Below are 21,266 nucleotides of genomic sequence, written 5' to 3'. Positions count from 1 at the left end.
AGCGACCACCGGTAAAACGCAACGACAATCCGTATTAGCTCCGATCCGCTTCCCCGAGTTTCGCCAGACAGCGCTCGACCGGATCGAGAAGTTCGTCTGCGATCCTGTACGGATCCGTCTCGCCGCGGCGGACGGCCTCCGCGAGTTCGTCGACGCCGCCAGCGCGCTCGAGTTCGGCCTCGAGAACCGTGTGGACGTCCTCTCTGAGCAGGGTTCTGATCTCCTCGGCGTATCGATTCCGGCGTTTCGTGGCGCGTTCGCCCGATTCGACGAGGTGTGTTCGGTGGGCGGCGAGTTCGTCGACGAACGTGTCGACGCCCGTTCCTCTCGTTGCGACGGTCTCGACGATCGGTGGCGTCCACGTTTGGGCTCCGTTCGATCCGGCGCTCGAGTCGTCGTCGGTTCCGTGGCCGGCGTCTGTTCCGTGGCTGACGCCAGTTCCCGGACCGTGGTGGCCCGACGAGGTGGCATCGTGACCCTGGCCGCCGTCGTCGAGTTGGATCATCTCGCGCAGTTCTTGGACGGTTCGGTCGGCGCCGTCGCGGTCGGCTTTGTTGACGACGAAGACGTCCGCGATCTCGAGGATGCCGGCTTTCAGCGTCTGGATCTCGTCGCCGGATCCGGGCGGGACGAGGACGGCGACCGTATCCGCAGTGCGGACGACGTCGATCTCGTTTTGGCCCGCGCCGACGGTTTCGATGACGATTTTGTCCTTGCCGAACGCGTCCATCGCCTTGACGGCGTCGGCGGTCGCAGTCGAGAGCCCGCCGAGAGTCCCGCGGGCACTCATCGAGCGGACGAAGACGTCCATGTCGCCGACCGTCGACGCCATCCGGATTCGATCGCCGAGGACGGCTCCGCCGGTAAACGGCGAGGAGGGGTCGATAGCGACGATTCCAACCGTCTCACCCCGTTCGCGGTAGGTCTCGGCGAGTTTGTCGACGAGCGTCGATTTCCCGGCGCCGGGGCTTCCGGTGATCCCAACCACGTCGGCACCTCCCGTGTGGGCGTACAGTTCGGAGACGAGGTCCCGATAGCCGGGCGATCGGTCCTCGATCTTCGAGATGACGCGAGCCAGTGCTCGGTGCTTCCCTGCGAGGAGGTCCTCGAGCAACGCGTCGTCGTCCGGACTCATCGTTCGGGTGCGTTCTCGCGGACGAACTCGACGGTTTCCTCGATCGACGTTCCCGGCCCGAAGATAGCCGCAACGCCCTCGTCGTAGAGTTCGTCTCGATCTTCGTCGGGAATGACGCCACCAACCAGAACCAGGGTGTCTGATTTGGCGCCGTACGCTTCTAAGCCGTTCATGATTTTCGGGACGAGCGTGTCGTGTGCGCCCGAGAGAATGGAGATACCGAGGACGTCGACGTCCTCCTGAACGGCGGCTTGGACGATCTCGTCGGGGGCCTTGTGCAGACCCGAGTAGATCACTTCGAAACCGGCGTCGCGAAAGGCGCGTGCGACGACGTGTGCACCCCGATCGTGGCCGTCGAGTCCCACCTTCGCGACGAGGCACCTAATCGCTCCCTGATCGTTGCTCATACGTACCGTTCAGTGGCCGTCTCTTTGACTCTAACGGAATGCGGGGTTCGTGTGGGTCGGTTTTCACCACCACGAACGGCGAGCGGAGGGAAACGATTGACATCGGTGACAATCGTCGAATCCGTCCGTATACCGAACCAAAGGCTAAAGAGCGAAACTACCGAACATTCTGTCAATGACTATCGTTCGTCTATTGCGGAGGGATCTCTCGTGGGCGTCGAAATAAAAGAAAACAGGGTACCCGACACCGAGTTCGAGGAGATGAAAGGGTTCGTCTTCGAGTACCTCGCGGCAAGCGTCGAAAAGGAAGAAGAAGGCGGCCGCATGCGCTGGTATCCGTGGCACTCCGCGGAGTACCGACACAACCACATCCTCAACGTCGTCGATCTCGCCGAAGAGATCGCCAGAAAGGAAGGTGCCGACATCGACGTCACTCGCGTCGCCGCCCTCTTTCACGACGTCGCCAAACTCGAGGCCGACCAGGAACTCCACGCCGAGGCCGGCGCTCGCGTCGCTCGCGAGTATCTCGAATCGCGTTCGGAGTACCCCGAGTCGTTCATCAAGCAGGTATGTCAGGCGATCGAACACCACTCCTACCAGGGGAACCTGAACGATCTCGCACTCGAGACGCAGTGTCTTATCGAGGCCGATCTGCTCGACAAGATCGGCGCGAACGGCACCGCGTTGATGCTGTTGCGAATGGGCTACGAAGCACGCACTCACATGGACGCAGACGAGATGATCGAACGCGTCCTCGAGCGCGGCTACGACGCGGCCTCTCGGGTTCAAAGCGAGACCGCAGAAGGGATCGCCCACCAGCGACTCAAACGCGTTAAGTGGTTCCGGGAGTGGCTCGAGGACGAGATCGCCGGAATGGGGTAACGCTCACAGGGCGTCGAAACGCAAAACGCAAAACGTCGATCCGTATCCGATTTATACGAACTACTGTCAGTCATTGACGGTGCAACCGCGAGCAGTCCTGCGGTTGCACCGGTAAATCGTTACAGCAGACTGTATTAGAGGGCCACACGGAGACGGATCTCGGTCGCTGAATCGCTCGCCACGGACCGGCGTTCGGGGCCGTAATGGCGGCCGTGTATCAGAAAGTACTTGCGACCACACACTAGTTCGATAACCAACATGTATGCCGGAGATAACCTGAGTGACGCCTTCGACGTCACGAAACGGTACCTCAGTTCGCTCAGCGCGACCGGATGGCTCAAAATCGCACTCGTCGTTTTGCTCATCAGCGGCATCGAGGCCGGCACCCGGTTGTTCGATATCAATCCGACAATGGCGATGTTCTCCGTCGACGACCCGATGGGGATTCCGATCGAGTATCTGATCGGGGTCGGCGCAATCGTCGCCTACGTCGTGTTCAGGTATCTCTCCGCACTCTTCGAGTTCGTCTTCCTCGAGTCACTGCGATCGGAAGCGATCCACGTCCGTCGGTACGCTCGGGCGAACCTTCGACACGGGCTGTGGCTGGTATTGTTTCGTGCGGCGTTGTGGACCGCGCTGATTCTGGCGATCGCAACCCCGATTCTCCTGGCAGCGGTGTTCGGCGACGTCGGGAATATCGACGACCTCGCGCTCCCACTCATCCTCTCGGCTCTCTTCGTCGGATTTTTCGGATACGTCGTACTATGGACGATCTACACGCTGACAACGGCGTTCGTCGTTCCCGTAATGGCCCTCGAGGACTGCGGTCCGATCAGCGCCTGGCGAACGATCGCATCGACGATCCGGTCGAACCTCGGTGAAACGGTCGCGTTTCTCGCCGTCGCGTGGGTGATCGGGTTCTGTCTGTGGATGGTGTTTGGCATCGTCACCTTTTTCGTCACGATGATCGGCAGCCTCGTGTTCGTCTTCCCGTCGATGATGTTGGTAGACGGCGACCGCAGTCTCGCGATTCTCGTCGGCGTGGCTGGATTTCTCGCCTACCTGATCTACCTCTACATCAGATCGTTCGTCGAGACACCCGTTCGAGCCTACGTTCGATACTACGCGCTGTTGATCCTCGGCGACACCGACGGAAGTCTGGATCTCATTCCGGAACAGCGTAGTGCCGTGCGGTCGGGCGGATCGGCGACTGCCGGTCGTGCTCGCGGCGCCCAGACCGACCGCGGCCGAAGCGCTGGAACGACCACCGATAGCTCCTCGTGGGGAGGACACGATCGACCGGGCGGTGACGATCGAACAAGTGGAGACGGTGATTCGCAGTGGACGACCGATTCGTCCGACCGATCGAGCAGTCCGGGTGGATCCCATTCCGACGAATCGAGCGCCAGCGGGGACGAATCGGAGACCTGGGGCGGTCCATCCACCTGGGGCGAGTCGACCGGGTGGGGTGACTCGAGCGACGAAATGGACGGCTCGAGCGACAGAACGAGCGACGACGAGTCGGGTGGAGGGGACTCACACGGAAGATCTGACGACTCGAGTCGGTAAGGTTACAGGACGCGGAACGTTCCCATCGCGAGAAATACGATCCCGAATCCCGACAGGACGACAGCGCTGAACGCGGCGACGGCCGGCGCGAAGGCATCGACGCGACGGCCCGCCGAGACCAACGCCGCCGGATAGGCGACGATCCAGACGGCAATCCCGGCGAAGAAGCCGACCAGAAGCGTCGGGGATCCGGTCTGGACGACGAGCGCGTTCCGGAGAAGGTCGCCAACGCCGGGGACGTGCGCGAAGACGTCGAGTTGTCCCGTCTCGAGGAGGCCGACGCCGACCGTGAGCCAGAAGCCGATCTGGTACGGGTTCGACAGCGAGAGGACGAACGTCTTTTTGAAGCCGTTCGATTCACCGGGGTCGACGTCGGTAAACGACGCGGCGGATCTGGCCTCCTCGAAGGCACCGACGGCGAAGTACAACATGAGAACGCCGCCGAGCACGTAGAGGAGCGGTCGAACGGCCGGATACGAGTCGACGACCGCGACGACACCTGCCAGTGCGAGGAGGAAAAAGACGACGTCGGCGAGCATCGCGCCGAGACCAGCGCGAAACCCCGCGGACCATCCACGGAGGACGCTCTCCTCGGCGATGATCGCATTCATCGGCCCCGGTGGTGCGGCGAGGGCGAGACCGAAGACGATGCCGGCAAGCGCGGTGACGACGACGGTCACGGTGGATCGGTCGAGAGTCGGGTACCGGTCGTGAAAAGGACGCCGTCTCGAGGACGACGCTTTCCAGAAGCCGCTATCCATCCCGAGAGGCGGGAAGCCGTTCGTTCGTGGAGGAAAGTCGTCCACACCGGAGAAAACGGCTATTTCCAGTCCGATTGTGATGTGTTTTTGGTTCTGGGTTCCGTACCGCTAGTCGGAGTCGTGGATCCCTGTCACACGCTCCATGGCTCCATCTCAGTGTTGTTGGACCGTGAGTCGGATCGCGGTGGTGATCCATCGATTCTTTGGGCCCCAGTCGAGAGACCAACACGAGGTATGAAACGACGGGAACTCGTCCTCGCGACTGCGACGGTCGGAGCGATATCGGGGTGTCTTCGATCGAGCGGTGTGCGGACGGATGGATCGGACGACCACCATTCCGACAGCGATGGCGATTCCGACGGCGACGACCACCGATCACGTCCGCCCTTCGACGTCTCTACCGTCGATGCCCCCGGGAGCGAGGCGGGGACGATCTCCGTGCCGATTGACGAGTACGTCCTTCTTCTCAATTTCACGAGAACGGAATGTCCGACCAGCGAGGAGATGATCGCGACGATCCGGGAAGCGAGAGATCGCCTCATCGAGGAGTACGACGGCGAGAAGAACATACCGGTCCGATTTCTGTCGGTGGTGGACCCGGTCCTCGGGTTGGACCCGACCGCATCCGAACTGGCCGACTGGTGGGACGAACACGACGGCAACTGGGCTGTCGGAGTCGACGATGGCGGCTTGCTCAACGAGTATTACGACGTCAGCGGATTTCCGACGACCATCGCGATGGCGGGTGACGGGTCGGTTCACTGGCGAAGCACTCACGGAACTGCCCCGAGCAACGTCGTGACGGGCGTCAGGACGGCCCTCGAGGCACAGTCGACCGAGTGGGGACGGGACGTCGATGGTCCTCGACGGCTTCGGTGACAGACTCGACGGCCCCAGTGACCGACTCGGCCGCACCGGTGACTAACACGCCTGTTCCAGTGACCGACTCGAGTTCGGTTCGTCTATCGAACCAGTGAACTCTTTGGAACTCGTCACCGACCACTGTGTATGAACGGGGATCGGCGTGACGTCCACCAGCCCGTCACCGACCGTTCGAGAGTCGACCGAGTCGCGAGCGATGCGTCTCGTCACACCCGACTCGAAGCTCCGGTCGACGCCCGAACGACGAGGACGTTTCACGTGGGTGTCGCCGAGCCGGCGAGTCACGGGGTGAATTCGGGATGAATCGACGCGAGTTCGTTGCGGGCGCCGCGAGCATCGGTGTACTCGCCGGAGCAGGCGGCGTCGTCCGGTGGGGCGTTCCGACGTTCGGCACGGACGATCCAGCGCCGGACGACGCCGAATCGACGGCGGATTCCGGATCACAGGAGATCCGAACGATCGACGCACGCGGAAGCGAGGCCGGAACCGTCGCCGTGCCGAACGACGGCGTCACCGTCGCGATGTTCTTCGTCACCGGCTGTGGTCAGTGTCAAGCGCAGATCCCCCGCCTCGCCGAGGCACACGACGCTCTCCTCGAGACATCCGACGACGCGGTGACCGTCGCGTCGATCACGTACCAGACCCCCGAAACCATGCCCGAGGACGAACTCCGGGAGTGGTGGGCCGATCTCGGCGGGAACTGGTACGTGGGATACGACGCCACTCCCAGTCTCGCCGCGAGCTACGGCGTCGTCGGCTACCCCGCGACGATCGTCGTCGACGAACGCGGGGAGAAACGGTGGCACGAGATCGGCGTTCAGCGATCCACCGATATCGTTCGAGCCGCCGAATCCGCCCTCGAGCGGGAGTCGGACTCGAGCGAACCCGATCGGTCGTCGAACGGCGATACCGATTGAGGTAACGAGCCGTTGGATCAGGCTTTCGCTTGCCAGGTTTTGACCCTGTCAGCGCTGATTCCGTCTACCGAGGCGGCGACGTCGTCCGGGTCGGCGTCGGTCAAGTCGTCGATGCTCTCGATACCCGCGCTCGCGAGTTTCTCGGCCGTCTTCGCCCCGATCCCCTCGAGCGCCTCGAGATTAGAACCGCTCTCGCTCTCGCGGGCCTGAAACTCCTTGTAGTTGCATATCGGACAGCCCAGCTCCCAGGGTTCGTCGCCGCTGTGGATGACGAGTTCCGGGAGGTCGTGTTCGTCACAGTAGTCGTCGGTAACCTCGATGTCGCCCCGGCGAGGGAGCGGGAGCGAGTACTCGCAGTCGGGATAGCGCGTACAGCCGACGAGCCGCGAGCCGCTTTGAAGAGTCTTGATCGCGAGTTCGCCGCCGTGTTCGTCTCCACACTCCGGACAGTCACCAAGAATCGGTCCCTCGCCGGCTTCCTCGGCCTTGCAGAGCGGACAGCCGTGGACGAACGTCTGGCGGCCCGCGAGCATCTTCACCTCGTTCAAGCCGTGTTCCTCACACTCGTCTTCGAGGATGAGCGGTTTGCCCGTCGACGGCAACGGGAGGGTATACTCACAGTCCGGATAGCCGTCACAGCCGATGAAGTACGAGCCGTGGCGGCTTCGGCGGACGAGCAGATCCTCGCCACACTCGGGACAGGGGCCCAGACGTTTGTCGTCTTTCAGCGACTTGCGCAGGTGGTCGCCGATCTCCTCGCGCGAGTCCGCGAGACTTGCAAAGATCTCCTCGAGCATCTCCCGGGACTCGTCGGTGACGTCTTCGAGCCCGGCTTCGCCGGAGGCGATGGCGTCCATATCCGCCTCGAGCTGGGCGGTCATATCCTCGCTGAGGACCCGGTCGGCGTAGTTTTCGGCCGCGTCGACGACGGCCATCGCGAGCTTGGTCGGGCGTGGCGGATCGCTCTCGATGTAGCCCCGATCGTAGAGCTTCTCGAGCGTGTTGTGCCGCGTTGATTTCGTTCCGATCCCAATCTCCTCCATGGTCTCGATGAGCCGCGACTGGCCGTACCGACGTGGCGGCTGGGTCTCTTTGTCCTCGAGTTCGACCGCGTCGATCGACAGCTCCTCGCCCTCGTCGACGTCGGGGACGAAGTTCTCGGACGTACTGTAGTACGGATAGACGTCGTGGTAACCGGCCTCGAGCAGTCGTTTCCCGTTGGCTTTCAGCCGGTGGTCGCCGACCTCGGCGACGACCTTGAGGTGCTCCCAGACGGCGGCGTCGGCGACCGTCGCGTAGAACCGCCGAACGACGAGTTCGAAGACCTCCCACTCGTCGTCGGAGACGTCTCCGCGGGCGGGAATCTCGCCGGTCGGGTGGATCGGCGGGTGGTCGGTCGTCTCCTCGTCGCCCTCCGTGGGGGCGATTTCGTCGGCCTCGAGGAGGTCTTCGGCGGATTCGCCGAGCGTCGGGTGACCGACGAAGTCGTCGAGTAGCTCCTCGGGATCGAGATCGTCGGGGTAGACGGTGTTGTCTGTTCGCGGGTAGGTGATGTAGCCAGCGGTGTAGAGGTCCTCGGCGATCGACATCGCCCGCTGGGCGGAGTAGCCGAGCGAGCTGGCCGCGCGGATGAACTGGGTGGTGTTAAAGGGTGCCGGCGGTGTGTCGGTTCGCGTGCGTCGGTTGACGTCGACGACCGTCGCCGCTTCCTCCCCGGAGAGCGTCTCGTAGACCGATTCGGCGACGTCTTGGTCCCAGACGCGCTCGGCCTCGTTGTCGTCCTCGTCGCGGTAGAAGTATTGGGCGTCGAAGGCGTCGGCGCCGTCCGTTTGCTTCGTGAGGTCCGCAAAGAGTTCCCAGTACTCCTCGGGGTCGAACGCCTGGATCTCGCGCTCGCGGTCGACGATCAGCTTGAGCGTCGGCGACTGCACCCGGCCGACGGAGATGAAGTCGTTGCCGAGTTGCCCCGCTGACAGCGAGAGAAATCGAGTGAGCGCCGCGCCCCAGACGAGGTCGATGATCTGGCGAGCCTCGCCCGCGGCGGCGAGGTCGAAATCGAGATCCTCCGGCTGGTCGAAGGCGTTCTGGACCTCGTTTTCGGTGATCGACGAAAAGCGGACGCGGCGGATGGGAACGTCCTCGTTGACGTCGCGAACGATCTCGTAGGCCTCCTTCCCGATGAGTTCTCCCTCGCGGTCGTAGTCGGTCGCGATCGTCGCGCGGGTCGCCTTGCGCGCGAGGATGCGAAGCGTCGCGACGATGTTCTCTTTCGTCGCGGTCTTTTCGATCTCGGCGTCGATCAACTCGACCGGTTCGACGTCCCGCCAGTCGGAGTACTCCGAGGGGAAATCGACGCCGACGACGTGTCCCGACAGCCCCACACAGCGCTTGCCACCCCACTCGTAGACGTTGACCCCGTTCTCGCGACTCGAGTCGTAGCTCTCGCCGCTTAAGATGTCCGCGATCCGTCTGGCGGCGTTGTCCTTCTCGGTGATGATCAACTCCACGTGAGGTCACCTCCCGGATCTCGAGCGAGCGGCTCGGGCGCGAGCGGGCGAGTATCCTGCATCGTCGGTCGGTACGACTGAGGATCTGATAACGCTTTCGCCAAAATCGGTAGACAGCGCGGGTGTGCGCGTGGTCGCGCTACGCGCGTGTGGTGTTACCAGTGGCTATTGGGTCGGCACGACGGTGGAGTCCTCCTGCGACGAGCTACGACCGAAGCGCCTCGAGCGCCCGTGGCCAGTACGTCGCATCAGCTCGTGCGTAGCCGGCGGACGTCCCGCCCAGCTGGAGTCGTTCCCGATTTCCCGTCGGCACGTACGGATATCGGATGGCGTGGCCGGCGTCGTCGAAGACGAGGTGGTCGTACTCGTCGGAAAAGTCGCGTTCCTCGAGGCGGTCCTGGGCTACCGACGTGAGTTCTGTCGACTCCCACAGCAGGTCTTCGGCACCCGAGACGAGCAACACCGGCCCATCGTTCTCTTCGACGGCGATCGTCGCCGCCTCGAGTTCGTCGTCGTCGCCGGTAAAGTGGGGAATGGGGTCGCCGTCCACCGTCCAGGCGTGTTCGGTCGCATGACCGGGCGTGAGTCCGGGTATCACGACCCCGCTCCCGTTGAGGCTGACGACGGGTCCGGTCGAATCCAGTCGGCTCCCGGCCAACAGCGCGAGTTCGCCCCCTCTCGCCCGCCCGAACAGTCCCACCTGCGAATCCTCGACCCGGTCGTGATCGAGCAACCACGTCGCCGCCTCGTCGACGAGTTCGAGTGGAACCTCGACGAGTTCGTCCGGGAGTCCCTCCGTCCCGTAGTAGTGGAGTGCAAGAGCGACGAATCCGTTCGAAGCGAGCATGCGTGCGTAATCGGTCAGCGGTTCCGCCTCCGAGGCGTGTAAGACCACGACGGCCGGGACAGTCTGCGAACCCGGTGGTTCGAACGCTACTCCGACCGGTCCCTCGTCGAGTTCCGTGACGGTGAGATCTGGATCGCCGAAGGTTCGCGTCATCGTCGACGTACCGAGGACGTTGTCGTCGACTGCCACCTCGAGCGAGAGCGTCTCTTCCGGTGGCGGAGCGTACGTCGATCCCTCCCCACCGGTCGTCTCCATCGACTGGATCAACCGTCCCGTGCCGGCTTCCCCGTCTGTCGCTCCAAGCGGGGCGTCCGTCTCGAGATCGATCGTTCCGTCGGTGGCCTCGTACGTCACAGTCGTCGACCACGTGACGCCGTTGTCGTCGTCCGCAGTCGCGATCACCTCGATTTGCTCACCCGTTGGTAGCCCGCCGATCTCGAGCGGGAACGATTCGTCGATTCGGACGGAGTCGGGGTGATCGAACACCGGTTCGGATTCCCCAATCGGCCCAATTTCGTCGAGACACCCACTCATCGTACCGACGATCCCCGCCCCGCACGAACCGAGAAACCGACGCCGATTCGATTCGTTCAGCGTTCCCCCGGACGTATCCATACGTCAACGATTCGTCGATATGATTTAAGCATTAAAAACATACTGTGGATTATAATAATTCACTGGTATGAATCCGGAGATCGGATACGAATGCGGGCGCTGGCCGTCGTCCGCCACGGAGCGCCTCGAACGTCTGCGACCAGTCCGAGACCGCGATACCCGCCGTGAGCGCGCCGAGGAACTGCCGGCCGAATGCAATGAGACGATGGCGGCAACCCGCACCCGCGAGCCGAGTTCTTTTCACGCGTCCGGGACAGACACTCAGCGGAGTACAATTCGTGGCAGAGACGGAACCGGAAACCGATCGAAAGCGCGTCGATATGACGACGGGGTCGATCCCCCCGAAGCTGTTGAACCTGGCGTGGCCGTTGGTCCTCGGAAACCTCCTTCAGACGTTTTACAACCTCGCCGATATGTTCTGGGTCGGTCGGCTGGGCGACGGCGGTATCTCCGTCGCCGCCGTCTCGCTGATGTTTCCGCTCTCGTGGATGTTCGTCTCGACCGCGATGGGGCTGACCGCGGCCACTATCGCGTTAGTCTCCCAGCACGTCGGCGCCGACGACGATCGGATGGCCGACAGGGTCGTCGCTCAGACGGTGTTACTCGCGATCGCCGTCTCGAGCGTTCTCGCCGCCGTCGGACTCTACTTCCGGCGGCCGCTGTTGTGGGTGATCGGGGCCCGCGACGAGGTGTTCGTCGAAGCGCTCGCGTACATCGAGGTCATCTTTCTGGCGCTTCCGTTGACGTTTCTCTTCTTCGCGTTTCGTTCCTCGCTCCAGGGTGCGGGGGATACGAAGACGGCGATGTGGCTCGTCTTCGTCTCCGCGGGCGTCAACGTCGTGATCGATCCCTTCTTCATCCTCGGCTGGGGGCCGTTCCCCGAGATGGGAACCCGCGGGGCGGGGATCGCGACGTTCATCTCGCGGGCTGTCGCCGCCGTGGCGGGAATTTACATCCTCCTCGACGGTGGCTTCGGCGTTCGGTTACGAGTGGGCGATCTGGCCCCCGATCCGGCGATTTTGCGACAGTTGATCGACGTCGGCTATCCGGCGACGATCGACGGCTGGGCGCGAAGTTTCGCGTCGGTCGCGATGGCCGGCTTCGTCGCTCGCTTCGGCGCCGCACCCACCGCGGCCTACGGGATCGGCGTCCGACTGATGTCGGTCACCTGGGCGGTGTCGGGCGCCGTCGGAAACGCGACGGCGACCGGCGTCGGGCAGAACCTCGGCGCGAAGACACCGGACCGCGCCGCGGCCGTGACTCGAACCGCAACGGCAGGAACGATGCTCCTCATCTTCGCCGTCGCGGCCGTGATCGTGGCGTTTCCCGCCCAGGCCATGCGAGTGTTCGTCGCCGACCCCGAGGTGATCGCCGAGGGCGTCGTCTTCCTTCGGATCCTGGCGCCCTTCTGGGCGCTGTTCGCCGGCGTGATGGTCATCCAGGGGGCCTTTCGCGGCGCCGGAAACACCCGGGAAGCGATGGTACTCTCGTTTCTCTCGCGGTGGATCTTCCGGGTTCCCGTCGCGCTCGTGCTCGCGTTCGCCTGGACGCTCACCGTTCCCGGCATCGGCGTGACGATCAGCGCCCTCGAGTGGGGGATCGAAGGGATCTGGTGGGCGTACTCGTTCGGCATGGTCGCCTCCTTCGCCGTCGCGGTCGTCTGGTTCCGGCTGGGTACCTGGCGCGAGGGGATCGTCGACGACACGTCCGACACCGAAGGCGTCGAGCGCGCGGAACGCGGTGCCGACGGCGACACGGAGTTCGTCGACGACTGATGCGGATACACACCAGTGATCGGTTTGGGACGTCTCGTTACCGATCGAACCGATCGACCGGCAACCACCTCTCGAGCGTCGGGCTGAACTCTGCGGCCATCTGGGCGTCCGCGTCGGTGAACGCGTCGCTCGCGATCAAGGTGAAGAGGTACGTCCCGACCACGGCGATCGGAAGGATTGCGGCGACGAGGAGATCCGACTCGAGGAAGTAGACGACGGGGGCGCCGGCGATCGTTGCGGGGACGCCAGCGCCGACGACCTTCGCAAAGTCCCGCGTGAACGGGTGGATCCCGTCGAGGTGGTAGATCTCCACGAGCGTGAGTCCGCCGACGAGAAACAGCGCCGTCGCCGATCCGATCGCGGCGCCCTCGATTCCCAGGATCGGAACGAGCGCCACCGACACGAGGAAGTTCGTCCCGAAGAGTGCGAGTGTGTTGGCGAAGACGATCCGCGAGTATCCGAGTCCCTGGAGCAACGAGCCGTCGGGGCCGCCGAAGGTGACGTTGAACAGGAACGCGCCGGCGAGCAACGCGACGACGGCGTTCGCCTCGGCGTACTGGGGCGTATAGAGGACGGCCAGGTACGAACTCGCACCCAGCGAGAGGACGATCGCGATCGGGAGCGTGATCGCGGCGATCCAGCGGGCCATGATCCGAAATCGTCGTTGGACCAGCGCGATGTCGTCTCTCGTCTCGGCGATCAGCGGCTTGAACACCGGCGACAGGGAGTTGAAAATAATCATCAGACCCGAACCGAGCATGTAGCCGACTCGGTAGATCCCGACGTCGTCGGAATCCAGGAAGTACCCGAGGACGAAGTAATCGACGTGGCCCATCAGGACGAAGACGACGCTCGTCATCGCGAGCGGAACCGAGTATTTCACGAGCGGGCCGGCCGCGACGAACTCCACCCGCCTCGAGAGGAGGTCCCAGGCCTTGTAGGTGAAGACGACCGCGCCGATCGTAATCGCGACGAACAGTCCGACGACGTAGCCGACGATGAGTCCGAGTAGCCCGTATCCGACGAGCAGGAGCCCCGCGGTGACGCCAAAGCGAACGATCGGGCGGACGAGGTCGCGCATGATGACCCGGTACTGAAGCTTCTTGATGCTGTAGTAGGAGGTCAATAGCACGTTGTAAACCGCGAGCATCGGGATCGTCACCGAGAGGAACAACAGCGCGATCCGCATCGACGGCTCCTGAAAGAGATCGCTGAACAGCTCGGAGCTGACCGCGAGCGCGAACGCCACGAGCGACGACGTGACGAGGACGGTCGCGGTCACCTGCACGATGACCCCTTTCGCCTTTCCGTACTCGTCTTCGTCTAAGTACTGCGGAACGAAGTAGTCGATCGCGAGCGGTAATCCGAGGTTCGCAAACACCTGCATGAACAGGATGACGGAGGTCGCCAGAACGAAGAGCCCGTACACCGACGGACTGACGAACCGCGTCATCAACATCACGATCGCAAAGCCGAAGACGCCGTTGACGACGTTCCCGACGAACGTGATACTGCCTTGCTTTGCGAGCGTCGAGACGCCCTCGTCCTGATCGGTCATGTCCCCGTTCTAGTGATTTCGTCCGTCGACCGCATTCGCAGGTTTCCCCCTCCCGTTGCCCCCTCGGTCGTCGGATCAGCCGCGATTCGTGTCGGCGGAGGCGCTCGCTCGAGTCCCTCCGATGACTCCATCAGACACCCGTCGCCGGCTCGAGTTCGTACGAGTCGACGTCGGCCGCTTCCTCGCCGAAGCGGGGGAATTCGACTTCGAACGGCCACTCCTCGCCGGAGGTGACGTCCTCGTCGACGTTCTCGATGACGCTCTCGAGTTGTTCGCCCTCCCCGTCGAAAAACGTGGCCCGGATCTCGAGGTAGTTCAGCGTCCGATCGCCGACGTTCCGAACGACGCCCCAGACGTAGACGCGTTCGTCCTCGGTTCCGGGATTGTCGCGTACGAGGTCGGACCACGCGATTTCGACGTCGGCCGGTTCGGTGATCTCCTCGCCGTTGTCCTCGACGAACTCGAGACAGCCCGAAACCGCGACGGCGAGCGAAAGCGAGAGGAACCCGCGGCGGTGCATCTATCCACAGTTCGGCCGGCCGAGCCTTGAGGGTTCTGGACACTCCGTCCGAACGGCGGCGATATCCTAACAACTGAAACGATGTACACACCGTTCACAGACAGCACCCGGAGACCGGACAGCGGACCGGTTTCCGGACAGACTATCGTGAACGGGTGTACGATGACGTTCAGTGGCTACGATAGGTACTCGTATCCCGTCGCACCTCCAACGGGTCGGGTATGGAGTTGCCAGCGGAGCCGGAGATCCTCTTGACGAACGACGACGGGATCGATGCGCCGGGTATTCGAGCGCTCCACGACGCGCTCTCGACGGTCGGTTCGGTCACCGTCGTTGCACCCGACCGTGATCGCAGTGCAGTCGGTCGGTCGCTATCGTACGGCCGTACGGCGTCGAACGACGAACCGGATTTCGACGGGGGAGAGGTAGAGTCGTCCGCGATCGACATGGCCGAAGGGCAGTTTACGTCCCCAGTCCCGCACGCGGACCACGAACTCGGCTACGCCATCGACGGAACGCCGTGTGACTGTGCTATCGTCGGTGTCAACGCCCTCGAGCGGACACCGGATCTCGTCGTCTCGGGCTGTAACGACGGGGCGAATCTGGGGACTTACGTCTTCGCGCGCTCCGGAACGGTAAGCGCCGCGATGGAGGCCGCGTTTCTCGACGTGCCGTCGATCGCCGTCTCGATGGATACCCTCGGAATGGACGAACCGCTCGAGCCCGCCGACTTCTCGCCGGCCGCGGAGTTGACGGCGGCGATCGTCGACGGCGCATCCGGAACGGGCCTGTTCGACCGCGTCGATTATCTGAACGTCAACGCTCCGACGCCCGACCGATCCGAGCCGAGTCTCGAGATCACGAGACCGACCGACGTCTACGAGATGGACGCGACCGTCGAGAACGGCCGGTTCCGGCTAACCAACCGACTCTGGCAGCAGATGGCCAACCGGGATATCCCCGATCCGGCGGACACCGACAGACACGCCGTCCTCGAGGGCAACGTCTCGATCTCTCCGCTTCGAGTCCCCTACGAACTCGTCGACTCGCCCGTCGTCGAGGACCTGCTCGAGCGCGTCGCCTCCGGTCGCACCTGAAACAGACCGTTCGAAACGACGGACACCGATCACAAAGCGGTCACAGTGTGGTACGTGCGTTGTTGGACGTCTATTGTTGGACGGATTGGTACGTGCGCTGTCGGATGGGACGTCAGTGGCTCCGATCCGAGGAAGACTGCCCGACGCGGATCCCTCCCGGTTCAAAACGCGGCGGTTTTACAGGCCCGACGATAATTCGGGGTATGGAGTGTCGCCACTGTGCGTCGCCGCTCGAGAAACCCGGGGACTTTTGTCTCGTCTGCCGGGAGCGGAACACGGTGGCAGTGGTACTCGAGGCGGCACGAGATCGGGCGACGCTGACGATGCTCGCCGAGGACGACGAGGAGGCGTCCGCCCGCGGGGGCGAGCATCCGATCGTCGGAGAGACGACGATCACGACGACGCCGGAAGAAGGCGAAAACGAGATCGTCGAACTGCGCAACTTCGCGGGCCTGATCGCCGACGAGATCCGACGAAAACGACCGGAAGAGATCTACGCCGGCGGAACTCGAGCGGTGATTCGAACCGTCCGCGAGCGTATCCACTACCCCTTCTACCGCGTGGACGACGACGACCCCGTCGAGGCGGTTCTCGACCGGCGCGGAAAACGCGCACTCGACGTCGTCGAGACGCCGCCGTCGGAGAAAATCGGCGGCAGTCACTCGACGCTCATCGGCGGCCGCACGGGGATGCGGGCGATTCACGCGGTGGCCGACCACCCGCACGTCAAGAAGGTCATCCCCGGTCCCATCGACGCCGGCGGAACCGGCTCGCAATCGGGCCTCCGAGCGAAAGTCACCCGAGCGGACGACGGCGGCAACGTCCGCATGCTCATCCGGGACGGCTCGAGCGTCCAGGAAAACCGCGTCGTGACGACCGCCAGGGATCGGGAGATGGGCGAGCGGATTCGCGCCGACCTAAACGACGTGCTCGCGGACGCCGAGTTCCGTTGACATCCGCCCCGCCTCACGGGCAAGGATCTCCGGCCGCGCCGGGATACTATAGTAGCCACTGAACGTCAATGCACACCCGATCGCCAGACGGATCGGCGATCGGTGTGTACATCGTTTCAGTTGGTACTATAACCGAACGCGCTCGAGGCGGTTCTCGACGATCGACTCGACGAATTGAATCCTCGGGGGAGTCGCCCACCGAGATGTCTCGTACGGTCTGCTATCCGTCAGTTCCGGCACAATCGCTTTGGGTCGCGGTTGTGCCGGTAGATCGGTACAGGAACCCGTCTCAGTCACCGTACAAATACTGTCACGAGTCGATGGAACCGACACTGCCTGCTGGTTCTCGGCTCCTTATCCCTCCCGGCGTAATTAGATGTAATTAGCCATGCTCGAGCGCGCCGACGCCGTCCTGGCTGTGATCCCGCTACTCGCGGTGAGTGGGCTCGCGTTCCGATCGGTCATCGCGGCGACCGGCATCGGGACCGGATTGCTCGTCGCGCCGATCGCACCGCTTGGATACCTGGCGGCTCTCGCGCTGATCGTTCGAGAACTAGTCGCTGGACCGGTCGCCGAGCGTTCGTCCGAGGAATCGACGTGACTCAACAGCTTTATGAATCCGCTAGCGATAGATAGCAGTACTATGGCCAAGAAAGGAAAAGTCGGTAGCGCGGGCCGCTTCGGCGCTCGCTACGGTCGGGTCGCACGACGTCGCGTCAGCGAGATCGAAGACGACATGCAAAACGCCGAGGTCGACGGCGACTCCGTCACCCGCGTCGGCACCGGCATCTGGAAGAACGACGAGACCGGCGAGGTCTTCACCGGCGGCGCCTACCGCCCGGAGACGCCCGCCGGGCGCACCGTCAAGCGCTCGATCCGTGCGGCGCTGTCCGAAGACGACGAATAACCGCGATACACCCACAACGCATGAGCTACAAATGTTCCCGCTGTAAACGTGACGTCCAGCTCGACGAGTACGGCGGCGTTCGCTGTCCGTACTGCGGACACCGCGTGCTCCTGAAAGAACGGAGCCGCGACGTCAAGGAAGTCGGCGTCCAGTAACGCCCCGTGAGTTTTCACGACGCGACCCTCGAGTTCGACTACGAGCGCGCGTCGGTCGCCCGTATCGTCGCCGAGAGCGTCGCCCGCGAAGTCGGCGAGATCGACGACGAGCGATCACGAACCGAAATCCAGCGCGATGGCGAAACCGTCCGCCTCGAGGTCGACGCCGAAGACGTCGTCGCGCTTCGGGCGGCGCTCAACACCTGGTTTTCGCTCGTCGACGTCGCCGAGCGGACGGCCGACGTCGGTAGCCGAACGCTCGAGTGATACGGATTACTGTCCCGATGTCCCGGCGGTGAGTCGAACCGTGTGAGACGAGTCTCGGTGGAGGAGTGCAGCGAGTCCACCGTTGCAACCGCCGCCCGGATCGCGGGTGCGCCGGAACTGACTGACAGCAAATCGTATGAGCCACCGTTCGACGAACCGTCCCGTTGTGCTGTGTTCGCTCGTTGTGAACCGACGTCGGGCGGTCGTCCCGTCGTCCTCGTTCGAACTCGTGGCAGACGCCGGTCCCCGGCTTTTCCCCGCGGACGTTGGAGCCGAGGTATGGCGACGGCTGCAAGCGTACGACGTCGACTATTGCTCTCGGCCGGGATCATCGGTTTCGGGTTCGGTGCCGTCATCGACACCGTGATCTTTCACCTGACGCTCCAGACCCACCATCTCCTTTCGGGGTTCTACGATCCGTATAGTCTCGACGGCCTCCGGACGAACGTCATGATCGACGGGCTGTTCTTGCTTGGTATGCTCGCCGTGATGGCGGTCGGATTCGGACTTCTCTGGGAGCTCGTCAACGGGACCGATCGCCGACTCTCGACGCGCTATCTCGTCGGCTCGATCGTCGTCGGCATGGGCGTCTTCAACGTGATCGACGGCGTCCTCAGTCACTACGTACTCGACCTGCACAACGTCGTCCACGGCACCGAGGCGTGGAACCCACCCTGGCTCGTCGTGAGCGTGTTCCTCCTCGCACTCGGGCTCTTCGTCCTTCGATCGGCCACGGGAGACGGGCCGACGACATCGGATTGACGGCGTGGTCCGAACGCGCTCGTGAACGCGAACACACGTGGTCCCCGAGACGGTTCGAGACGCTCACTCGAGGTTCACCGTCGCCATTCCCGTCTCGAGAAACGCGGTTTCGTACCCCTCGTGACGAGCCAGTTGCGGCGGCGTCTCGACGATGATCGCGAGTTGGTCGCCGCGCTCGAGGAGGGCCGGATCGACGTCCGTCCTGTAGTGGTGGCCGTCCCGCGGATCGATCACTTCCCGAAGCGACCCGGCGGCGATCCCGTTGCCCTCTCGCGCGATCGTCGCCGACAGCGTGGCGAACGGGATCGGATACCGGTTGTACGGCGTCCGCACCGCGACCGCGAGCGCAACCGATTCCGCGGTATCCGCGTTCGCCTCGCCACGGTCCAGGTCCGTCACGATCACAACGATACAATCGAGATCCCCGACCGAAGCCGAACCGACTCGAGTCGCCCCGGCGCGGTCGAACGGCGAGCGATCCACCGGGCCACCCACCGACAGATCGTCGCCGTGACCGTCGTTCCCCAAACCGTCGCCGTGACCGTCGTTACTCGAGCCGTCTCTATAATTGGCGGCGTTCGAGCCGTCGCCGTGATTCCCCATCGGCTCGAGTGCGTCGGGTTCGCCGCGGCCCTCGTTCGCGTCGATCAGCCGCCGTTCGAGACCCTCGATCGTCGCGGGATCGTACTCGAATGGGATATCGACGCTCGCCGACTCCTCGAGTTCGGTGGGGAGCGGACCGATCGGATCCGCGAGCGTCGGCCCCACCCGCACCGTCACCGCGTCGGTGCCCTCGCCCTCGAGTGCGACGTTGTCACCGTAGTGTACGCCCATTCGCTGGGAGAGCATCGGCCAGAGAGTCCGGCGGTCGGTCGACTCTCCGCCGTTCGTGGCGGTTTCGGCTTCGGTCCCGCTTTGGATCGTCGTCGTCACCGTCGAGGGGACGATCACACCAGACCCCACATCCCGAACGTCGACCATCAGGTGGAGGTCGTGTCGCGAACGGACGGCCGCGCGACTTCGTTCTGCGCCGGCGAGAGTCCAAAACGAGTGGGGCCTCGTTACGTGGAGTGAAACCTCACGGCCGCCGTCGGTTGCCTCGCCGACCGTGACCATCTCGTCGGCGTGGGGCGGAACGTAGACGCCGTCTGGCGGATCGACGACCAGTTCGCGCCAGGCGTCTTCGCGCCGGAGGGACGACAGACAGCCGGCCGACGCAGTTCCGAGAGCGACACCGCCGGCCGCGAGCGCTTCACGACGACGCATGCTAACCCGCACGCCGAACGGGATGAAAGACGTGTGGCCTCCCTTTCCCGGCCGCCGACAGAATCGTTCGACACGAAAGCTTGACTTTTTACGTCCGGAGGGCGAGGATCGAATCATGCAAGGTAATCTTCCCCCGGAAGCCCAGGAAAAGATCGAGCAACTCCAGGACCTTCAGGAGACCGCACAGACGGTCGCCGTCCAGAAACAGGAGGCCGAGTCGAGTCTCACCGAAGCCGAAAACGCCCTCGAGCAACTCGAAGAGATCGACGAGGAGACGGCCATGTACCGCCAAGTTGGCGAACTCCTCGTCGAGACGGAGTACGACGAGGCCGAAGACGAACTCGACGACAAGGTAAACTCCCTCGAGATCCGACTCGAGACGCTCGAGAAACAGGAAGAGCGCGTCCAGCAACAGTTCGAGGGCCTACAGGAGGAACTCGAAGAACTGCTCGGCGGTGGCGGCATGGGCGGTCCGGCAGGTCCCGGCGGTCCCGGTGCCGGCGGCGCGTAAATGACCCAGGACGAACCGACCGACGAGGAGGTCGTTCAGACGGCCTCCGACGCCGCGGAAGGGGTGATATTCTCGCGGTACAAACAGTCGAGCGTCCGCGATTGTGACGTTACCGTTAGCTTCGAGGACGGCACCCTCGAGGTCGACGTCTACATCAACGTCCCTGAGGACGTAGATGGGGCAGACCCCGAACGGGTTGCAGACGACGCCGCGCTCACCGCCCAGCAGGCGGTCGACGACCTGTTCGAGGCGTAACGTCGGCGGACGACCGGTGTTTCGTTCGCCGGTCCGGACGAGACCCCTGAAATTACGATTCGTCAGTCGAAACACCGGTCGGAGCCGATTTCGCGAACGCGTCAGTCCGATCACGCACTGACCGTCCGCGGGCTCTCCGGCACGTATGGGATTTACAACGCCTGGTCGTGTTCGGTCTCGAACTCCCGCTGTGCTCGGTACTGGTCGACGAACTCGCCGACGTCGAACTCGAGCATCTGCGATTCGAACTCGCCGACCGCCTCGTCGTCCTCGGCGTGGCTGATCGCGTGGTCCATCAGTTCGACGACGAGTTCGACGACGATCTCGTGCAGTCGCCGGGCGTCGAACTCGGTGATCCACAGCATGGCGTAGCCGACGGCGCCGTCGTCGCTCGCGTCGTGGACGACGACCTTCTCCGGGAACTCCTCCATGACGACGCCCATGAGGTGGGGCGTTCCGAACTGGTCGAACTCGTCTGCGGTGTCGATCGTCTCCCGAAGGACGACCACGAGCGATTCGGGGAAAAATCTCGATGGGGGGTGGACGTCGGTGACGACGGCGTGGCGCGTGCCGTCGGAACAGACCCACTCGCGCATCCCGAGATCGATGTCGTGTGGGTCGATCGTCTCCCCAGACGGTAACTCGAGACGCCGATCGGGGTCGGAACCGGGGACGCGAGGTTCTGCCATTAGTTCACGTTCGGCCGGCGAAGTCATAA

At 63.7% G+C, this 21,266-nt stretch carries 23 protein-coding genes; 14 read left to right on the top strand and 9 right to left on the bottom strand.

Annotation, left to right across the window (positions count from 1 at the left end; translation table 11 throughout):
• Positions 1 to 34 precede the first annotated feature (34 nt).
• Both meaB and AB7C87_RS16075 read right to left on the bottom strand, forming a co-directional pair.
• Positions 35 to 1,135: a methylmalonyl Co-A mutase-associated GTPase MeaB gene (gene meaB, locus AB7C87_RS16080; RefSeq protein WP_369730506.1), complete on the bottom strand. Its 1,101-nt coding sequence runs from the start codon at positions 1,133 to 1,135 to the stop codon at positions 35 to 37.
• Positions 1,132 to 1,542 (bottom strand): cobalamin B12-binding domain-containing protein, encoded by a 411-nt coding sequence (locus AB7C87_RS16075; RefSeq protein WP_369730505.1) that lies wholly within the window; start codon positions 1,540 to 1,542, stop codon positions 1,132 to 1,134. The genes meaB and AB7C87_RS16075 overlap by 4 nt, the downstream gene beginning before the upstream one ends.
• A gap of 210 nt (positions 1,543 to 1,752) precedes the next feature.
• Here AB7C87_RS16075 and AB7C87_RS16070 point away from each other — a divergent pair, with 210 nt between their 5' ends.
• Together AB7C87_RS16070 and AB7C87_RS16065 are read left to right on the top strand one after the other, a co-directional pair.
• Positions 1,753 to 2,424 carry an HD domain-containing protein gene (locus AB7C87_RS16070; RefSeq protein ID WP_369730504.1) on the top strand — a complete coding sequence of 224 codons (672 nt, stop codon included), beginning with the start codon at positions 1,753 to 1,755 and terminating at the stop codon, positions 2,422 to 2,424.
• 258 nt (positions 2,425 to 2,682) lie between these two features.
• Positions 2,683 to 3,993, top strand: coding sequence for a DUF7544 domain-containing protein (locus AB7C87_RS16065; protein ID WP_369730503.1), 1,311 nt, complete (start codon positions 2,683 to 2,685; stop codon positions 3,991 to 3,993).
• Positions 3,994 to 3,995: 2 nt separating this feature from the next.
• Here AB7C87_RS16065 and AB7C87_RS16060 read toward each other — a convergent pair whose 3' ends face one another.
• Positions 3,996 to 4,799, bottom strand: coding sequence for a LysE family translocator (locus AB7C87_RS16060; protein WP_369730502.1), 804 nt, complete (start codon positions 4,797 to 4,799; stop codon positions 3,996 to 3,998).
• A 189-nt stretch (positions 4,800 to 4,988) separates the two neighbouring features.
• Here AB7C87_RS16060 and AB7C87_RS16055 point away from each other — a divergent pair, with 189 nt between their 5' ends.
• Positions 4,989 to 5,633 (top strand): TlpA family protein disulfide reductase, encoded by a 645-nt coding sequence (locus AB7C87_RS16055; RefSeq protein WP_369730501.1) that lies wholly within the window; start codon positions 4,989 to 4,991, stop codon positions 5,631 to 5,633.
• Between the two features lie 302 nt (positions 5,634 to 5,935).
• Positions 5,936 to 6,553 (top strand): TlpA family protein disulfide reductase, encoded by a 618-nt coding sequence (locus AB7C87_RS16050; protein ID WP_369730500.1) that lies wholly within the window; start codon positions 5,936 to 5,938, stop codon positions 6,551 to 6,553.
• Between the two features lie 17 nt (positions 6,554 to 6,570).
• Here the strand turns inward: AB7C87_RS16050 and AB7C87_RS16045 are convergent, their stop codons facing one another.
• A complete protein-coding gene (locus AB7C87_RS16045) occupies positions 6,571 to 9,060 on the bottom strand; it encodes a DNA topoisomerase I (RefSeq protein ID WP_369730499.1) in 2,490 nt (829 codons plus the stop codon).
• A 205-nt stretch (positions 9,061 to 9,265) separates the two neighbouring features.
• Entirely contained in the window at positions 9,266 to 10,522 is a 1,257-nt protein-coding gene (locus tag AB7C87_RS16040) for an acyl-CoA thioester hydrolase/BAAT C-terminal domain-containing protein (RefSeq protein WP_369730498.1), read from the bottom strand.
• Between the two features lie 278 nt (positions 10,523 to 10,800).
• On the opposite strand from AB7C87_RS16040, the gene AB7C87_RS16035 reads away from it, so the two are divergent.
• Positions 10,801 to 12,297, top strand: a complete 1,497-nt coding sequence (locus tag AB7C87_RS16035; RefSeq protein WP_369730497.1) for an MATE family efflux transporter — start codon at positions 10,801 to 10,803, stop codon at positions 12,295 to 12,297.
• A 37-nt stretch (positions 12,298 to 12,334) separates the two neighbouring features.
• On the opposite strand, the gene AB7C87_RS16030 is transcribed toward AB7C87_RS16035, so the two are convergent.
• Positions 12,335 to 13,855 carry a flippase gene (locus AB7C87_RS16030; RefSeq protein ID WP_369730496.1) on the bottom strand — a complete coding sequence of 507 codons (1,521 nt, stop codon included), beginning with the start codon at positions 13,853 to 13,855 and terminating at the stop codon, positions 12,335 to 12,337.
• A 130-nt stretch (positions 13,856 to 13,985) separates the two neighbouring features.
• The gene (locus tag AB7C87_RS16025; RefSeq protein ID WP_369730495.1) at positions 13,986 to 14,375 is read right to left on the bottom strand and encodes an FxLYD domain-containing protein; all 390 of its coding nucleotides are present in this window, start codon (positions 14,373 to 14,375) and stop codon (positions 13,986 to 13,988) included.
• Positions 14,376 to 14,596: 221 nt separating this feature from the next.
• On the opposite strand from AB7C87_RS16025, the gene surE reads away from it, so the two are divergent.
• The 7 genes from surE to AB7C87_RS15990 all read left to right on the top strand — a co-directional run bounded on the left by surE (position 14,597) and on the right by AB7C87_RS15990 (position 18,516).
• Entirely contained in the window at positions 14,597 to 15,472 is an 876-nt protein-coding gene (gene surE, locus AB7C87_RS16020; RefSeq protein ID WP_369730494.1) for a 5'/3'-nucleotidase SurE, read from the top strand.
• A 203-nt stretch (positions 15,473 to 15,675) separates the two neighbouring features.
• Positions 15,676 to 16,425: a DUF2103 domain-containing protein gene (locus AB7C87_RS16015; protein WP_369730493.1), complete on the top strand. Its 750-nt coding sequence runs from the start codon at positions 15,676 to 15,678 to the stop codon at positions 16,423 to 16,425.
• A gap of 388 nt (positions 16,426 to 16,813) precedes the next feature.
• Positions 16,814 to 17,026, top strand: a complete 213-nt coding sequence (locus AB7C87_RS16010) for a hypothetical protein (protein ID WP_369730492.1) — start codon at positions 16,814 to 16,816, stop codon at positions 17,024 to 17,026.
• Positions 17,027 to 17,068: 42 nt separating this feature from the next.
• Positions 17,069 to 17,332, top strand: a complete 264-nt coding sequence (locus AB7C87_RS16005) for a 50S ribosomal protein L37ae (RefSeq protein ID WP_149082781.1) — start codon at positions 17,069 to 17,071, stop codon at positions 17,330 to 17,332.
• A gap of 20 nt (positions 17,333 to 17,352) precedes the next feature.
• Positions 17,353 to 17,487 (top strand): DNA-directed RNA polymerase subunit P, encoded by a 135-nt coding sequence (locus tag AB7C87_RS16000; protein WP_124196427.1) that lies wholly within the window; start codon positions 17,353 to 17,355, stop codon positions 17,485 to 17,487.
• A 6-nt stretch (positions 17,488 to 17,493) separates the two neighbouring features.
• Entirely contained in the window at positions 17,494 to 17,754 is a 261-nt protein-coding gene (locus tag AB7C87_RS15995; RefSeq protein ID WP_369730491.1) for a KEOPS complex subunit Pcc1, read from the top strand.
• Positions 17,755 to 18,033: 279 nt separating this feature from the next.
• Complete coding sequence (locus AB7C87_RS15990) at positions 18,034 to 18,516, top strand: DUF2243 domain-containing protein (RefSeq protein WP_369730490.1); 483 nt, start codon at positions 18,034 to 18,036, stop codon at positions 18,514 to 18,516.
• Positions 18,517 to 18,579: 63 nt separating this feature from the next.
• On the opposite strand, the gene AB7C87_RS15985 is transcribed toward AB7C87_RS15990, so the two are convergent.
• Entirely contained in the window at positions 18,580 to 19,782 is a 1,203-nt protein-coding gene (locus AB7C87_RS15985) for a DUF7350 domain-containing protein (protein ID WP_369730489.1), read from the bottom strand.
• Positions 19,783 to 19,897: 115 nt separating this feature from the next.
• Between AB7C87_RS15985 and AB7C87_RS15980 the strand changes: the two genes are divergently transcribed.
• Positions 19,898 to 20,293, top strand: a complete 396-nt coding sequence (locus tag AB7C87_RS15980) for a prefoldin subunit beta (RefSeq protein ID WP_369730488.1) — start codon at positions 19,898 to 19,900, stop codon at positions 20,291 to 20,293.
• Entirely contained in the window at positions 20,294 to 20,548 is a 255-nt protein-coding gene (locus tag AB7C87_RS15975) for a DUF3194 domain-containing protein (RefSeq protein ID WP_369730487.1), read from the top strand.
• 152 nt (positions 20,549 to 20,700) lie between these two features.
• On the opposite strand, the gene AB7C87_RS15970 is transcribed toward AB7C87_RS15975, so the two are convergent.
• Positions 20,701 to 21,237 carry a DUF5815 family protein gene (locus tag AB7C87_RS15970; RefSeq protein WP_369730486.1) on the bottom strand — a complete coding sequence of 179 codons (537 nt, stop codon included), beginning with the start codon at positions 21,235 to 21,237 and terminating at the stop codon, positions 20,701 to 20,703.
• Positions 21,238 to 21,266: the final 29 nt, after the last annotated feature.

The organism is Natrarchaeobius versutus (assembly GCF_041205745.1).
Classification (GTDB): Archaea; Halobacteriota; Halobacteria; order Halobacteriales; family Natrialbaceae; genus Natrarchaeobius; species Natrarchaeobius versutus.
Note: the sequence above shows the minus strand (reverse complement) of the source record. Positions and strands in the feature narration are given on the sequence as shown.

Coding starts and splice junctions, on each gene's coding strand:
- meaB (WP_369730506.1), bottom strand. CDS start 1,135: ATGAGTCCGGACGACGACGCGTTGCTCGAGGACCTCCTCGCAGGGAAG.
- AB7C87_RS16075 (WP_369730505.1), bottom strand. CDS start 1,542: ATGAGCAACGATCAGGGAGCGATTAGGTGCCTCGTCGCGAAGGTGGGA.
- AB7C87_RS16065 (WP_369730503.1), top strand. CDS start 2,683: ATGTATGCCGGAGATAACCTGAGTGACGCCTTCGACGTCACGAAACGG.
- AB7C87_RS16055 (WP_369730501.1), top strand. CDS start 4,989: ATGAAACGACGGGAACTCGTCCTCGCGACTGCGACGGTCGGAGCGATA.
- AB7C87_RS16050 (WP_369730500.1), top strand. CDS start 5,936: ATGAATCGACGCGAGTTCGTTGCGGGCGCCGCGAGCATCGGTGTACTC.
- AB7C87_RS16040 (WP_369730498.1), bottom strand. CDS start 10,522: ATGGATACGTCCGGGGGAACGCTGAACGAATCGAATCGGCGTCGGTTT.
- AB7C87_RS16030 (WP_369730496.1), bottom strand. CDS start 13,855: ATGACCGATCAGGACGAGGGCGTCTCGACGCTCGCAAAGCAAGGCAGT.
- AB7C87_RS16025 (WP_369730495.1), bottom strand. CDS start 14,375: ATGCACCGCCGCGGGTTCCTCTCGCTTTCGCTCGCCGTCGCGGTTTCG.
- surE (WP_369730494.1), top strand. CDS start 14,597: ATGGAGTTGCCAGCGGAGCCGGAGATCCTCTTGACGAACGACGACGGG.
- AB7C87_RS16015 (WP_369730493.1), top strand. CDS start 15,676: ATGGAGTGTCGCCACTGTGCGTCGCCGCTCGAGAAACCCGGGGACTTT.
- AB7C87_RS16010 (WP_369730492.1), top strand. CDS start 16,814: ATGCTCGAGCGCGCCGACGCCGTCCTGGCTGTGATCCCGCTACTCGCG.
- AB7C87_RS16005 (WP_149082781.1), top strand. CDS start 17,069: ATGGCCAAGAAAGGAAAAGTCGGTAGCGCGGGCCGCTTCGGCGCTCGC.
- AB7C87_RS16000 (WP_124196427.1), top strand. CDS start 17,353: ATGAGCTACAAATGTTCCCGCTGTAAACGTGACGTCCAGCTCGACGAG.
- AB7C87_RS15990 (WP_369730490.1), top strand. CDS start 18,034: ATGGCGACGGCTGCAAGCGTACGACGTCGACTATTGCTCTCGGCCGGG.
- AB7C87_RS15985 (WP_369730489.1), bottom strand. CDS start 19,782: ATGCGTCGTCGTGAAGCGCTCGCGGCCGGCGGTGTCGCTCTCGGAACT.
- AB7C87_RS15980 (WP_369730488.1), top strand. CDS start 19,898: ATGCAAGGTAATCTTCCCCCGGAAGCCCAGGAAAAGATCGAGCAACTC.
- AB7C87_RS15975 (WP_369730487.1), top strand. CDS start 20,294: ATGACCCAGGACGAACCGACCGACGAGGAGGTCGTTCAGACGGCCTCC.
- AB7C87_RS15970 (WP_369730486.1), bottom strand. CDS start 21,237: ATGGCAGAACCTCGCGTCCCCGGTTCCGACCCCGATCGGCGTCTCGAG.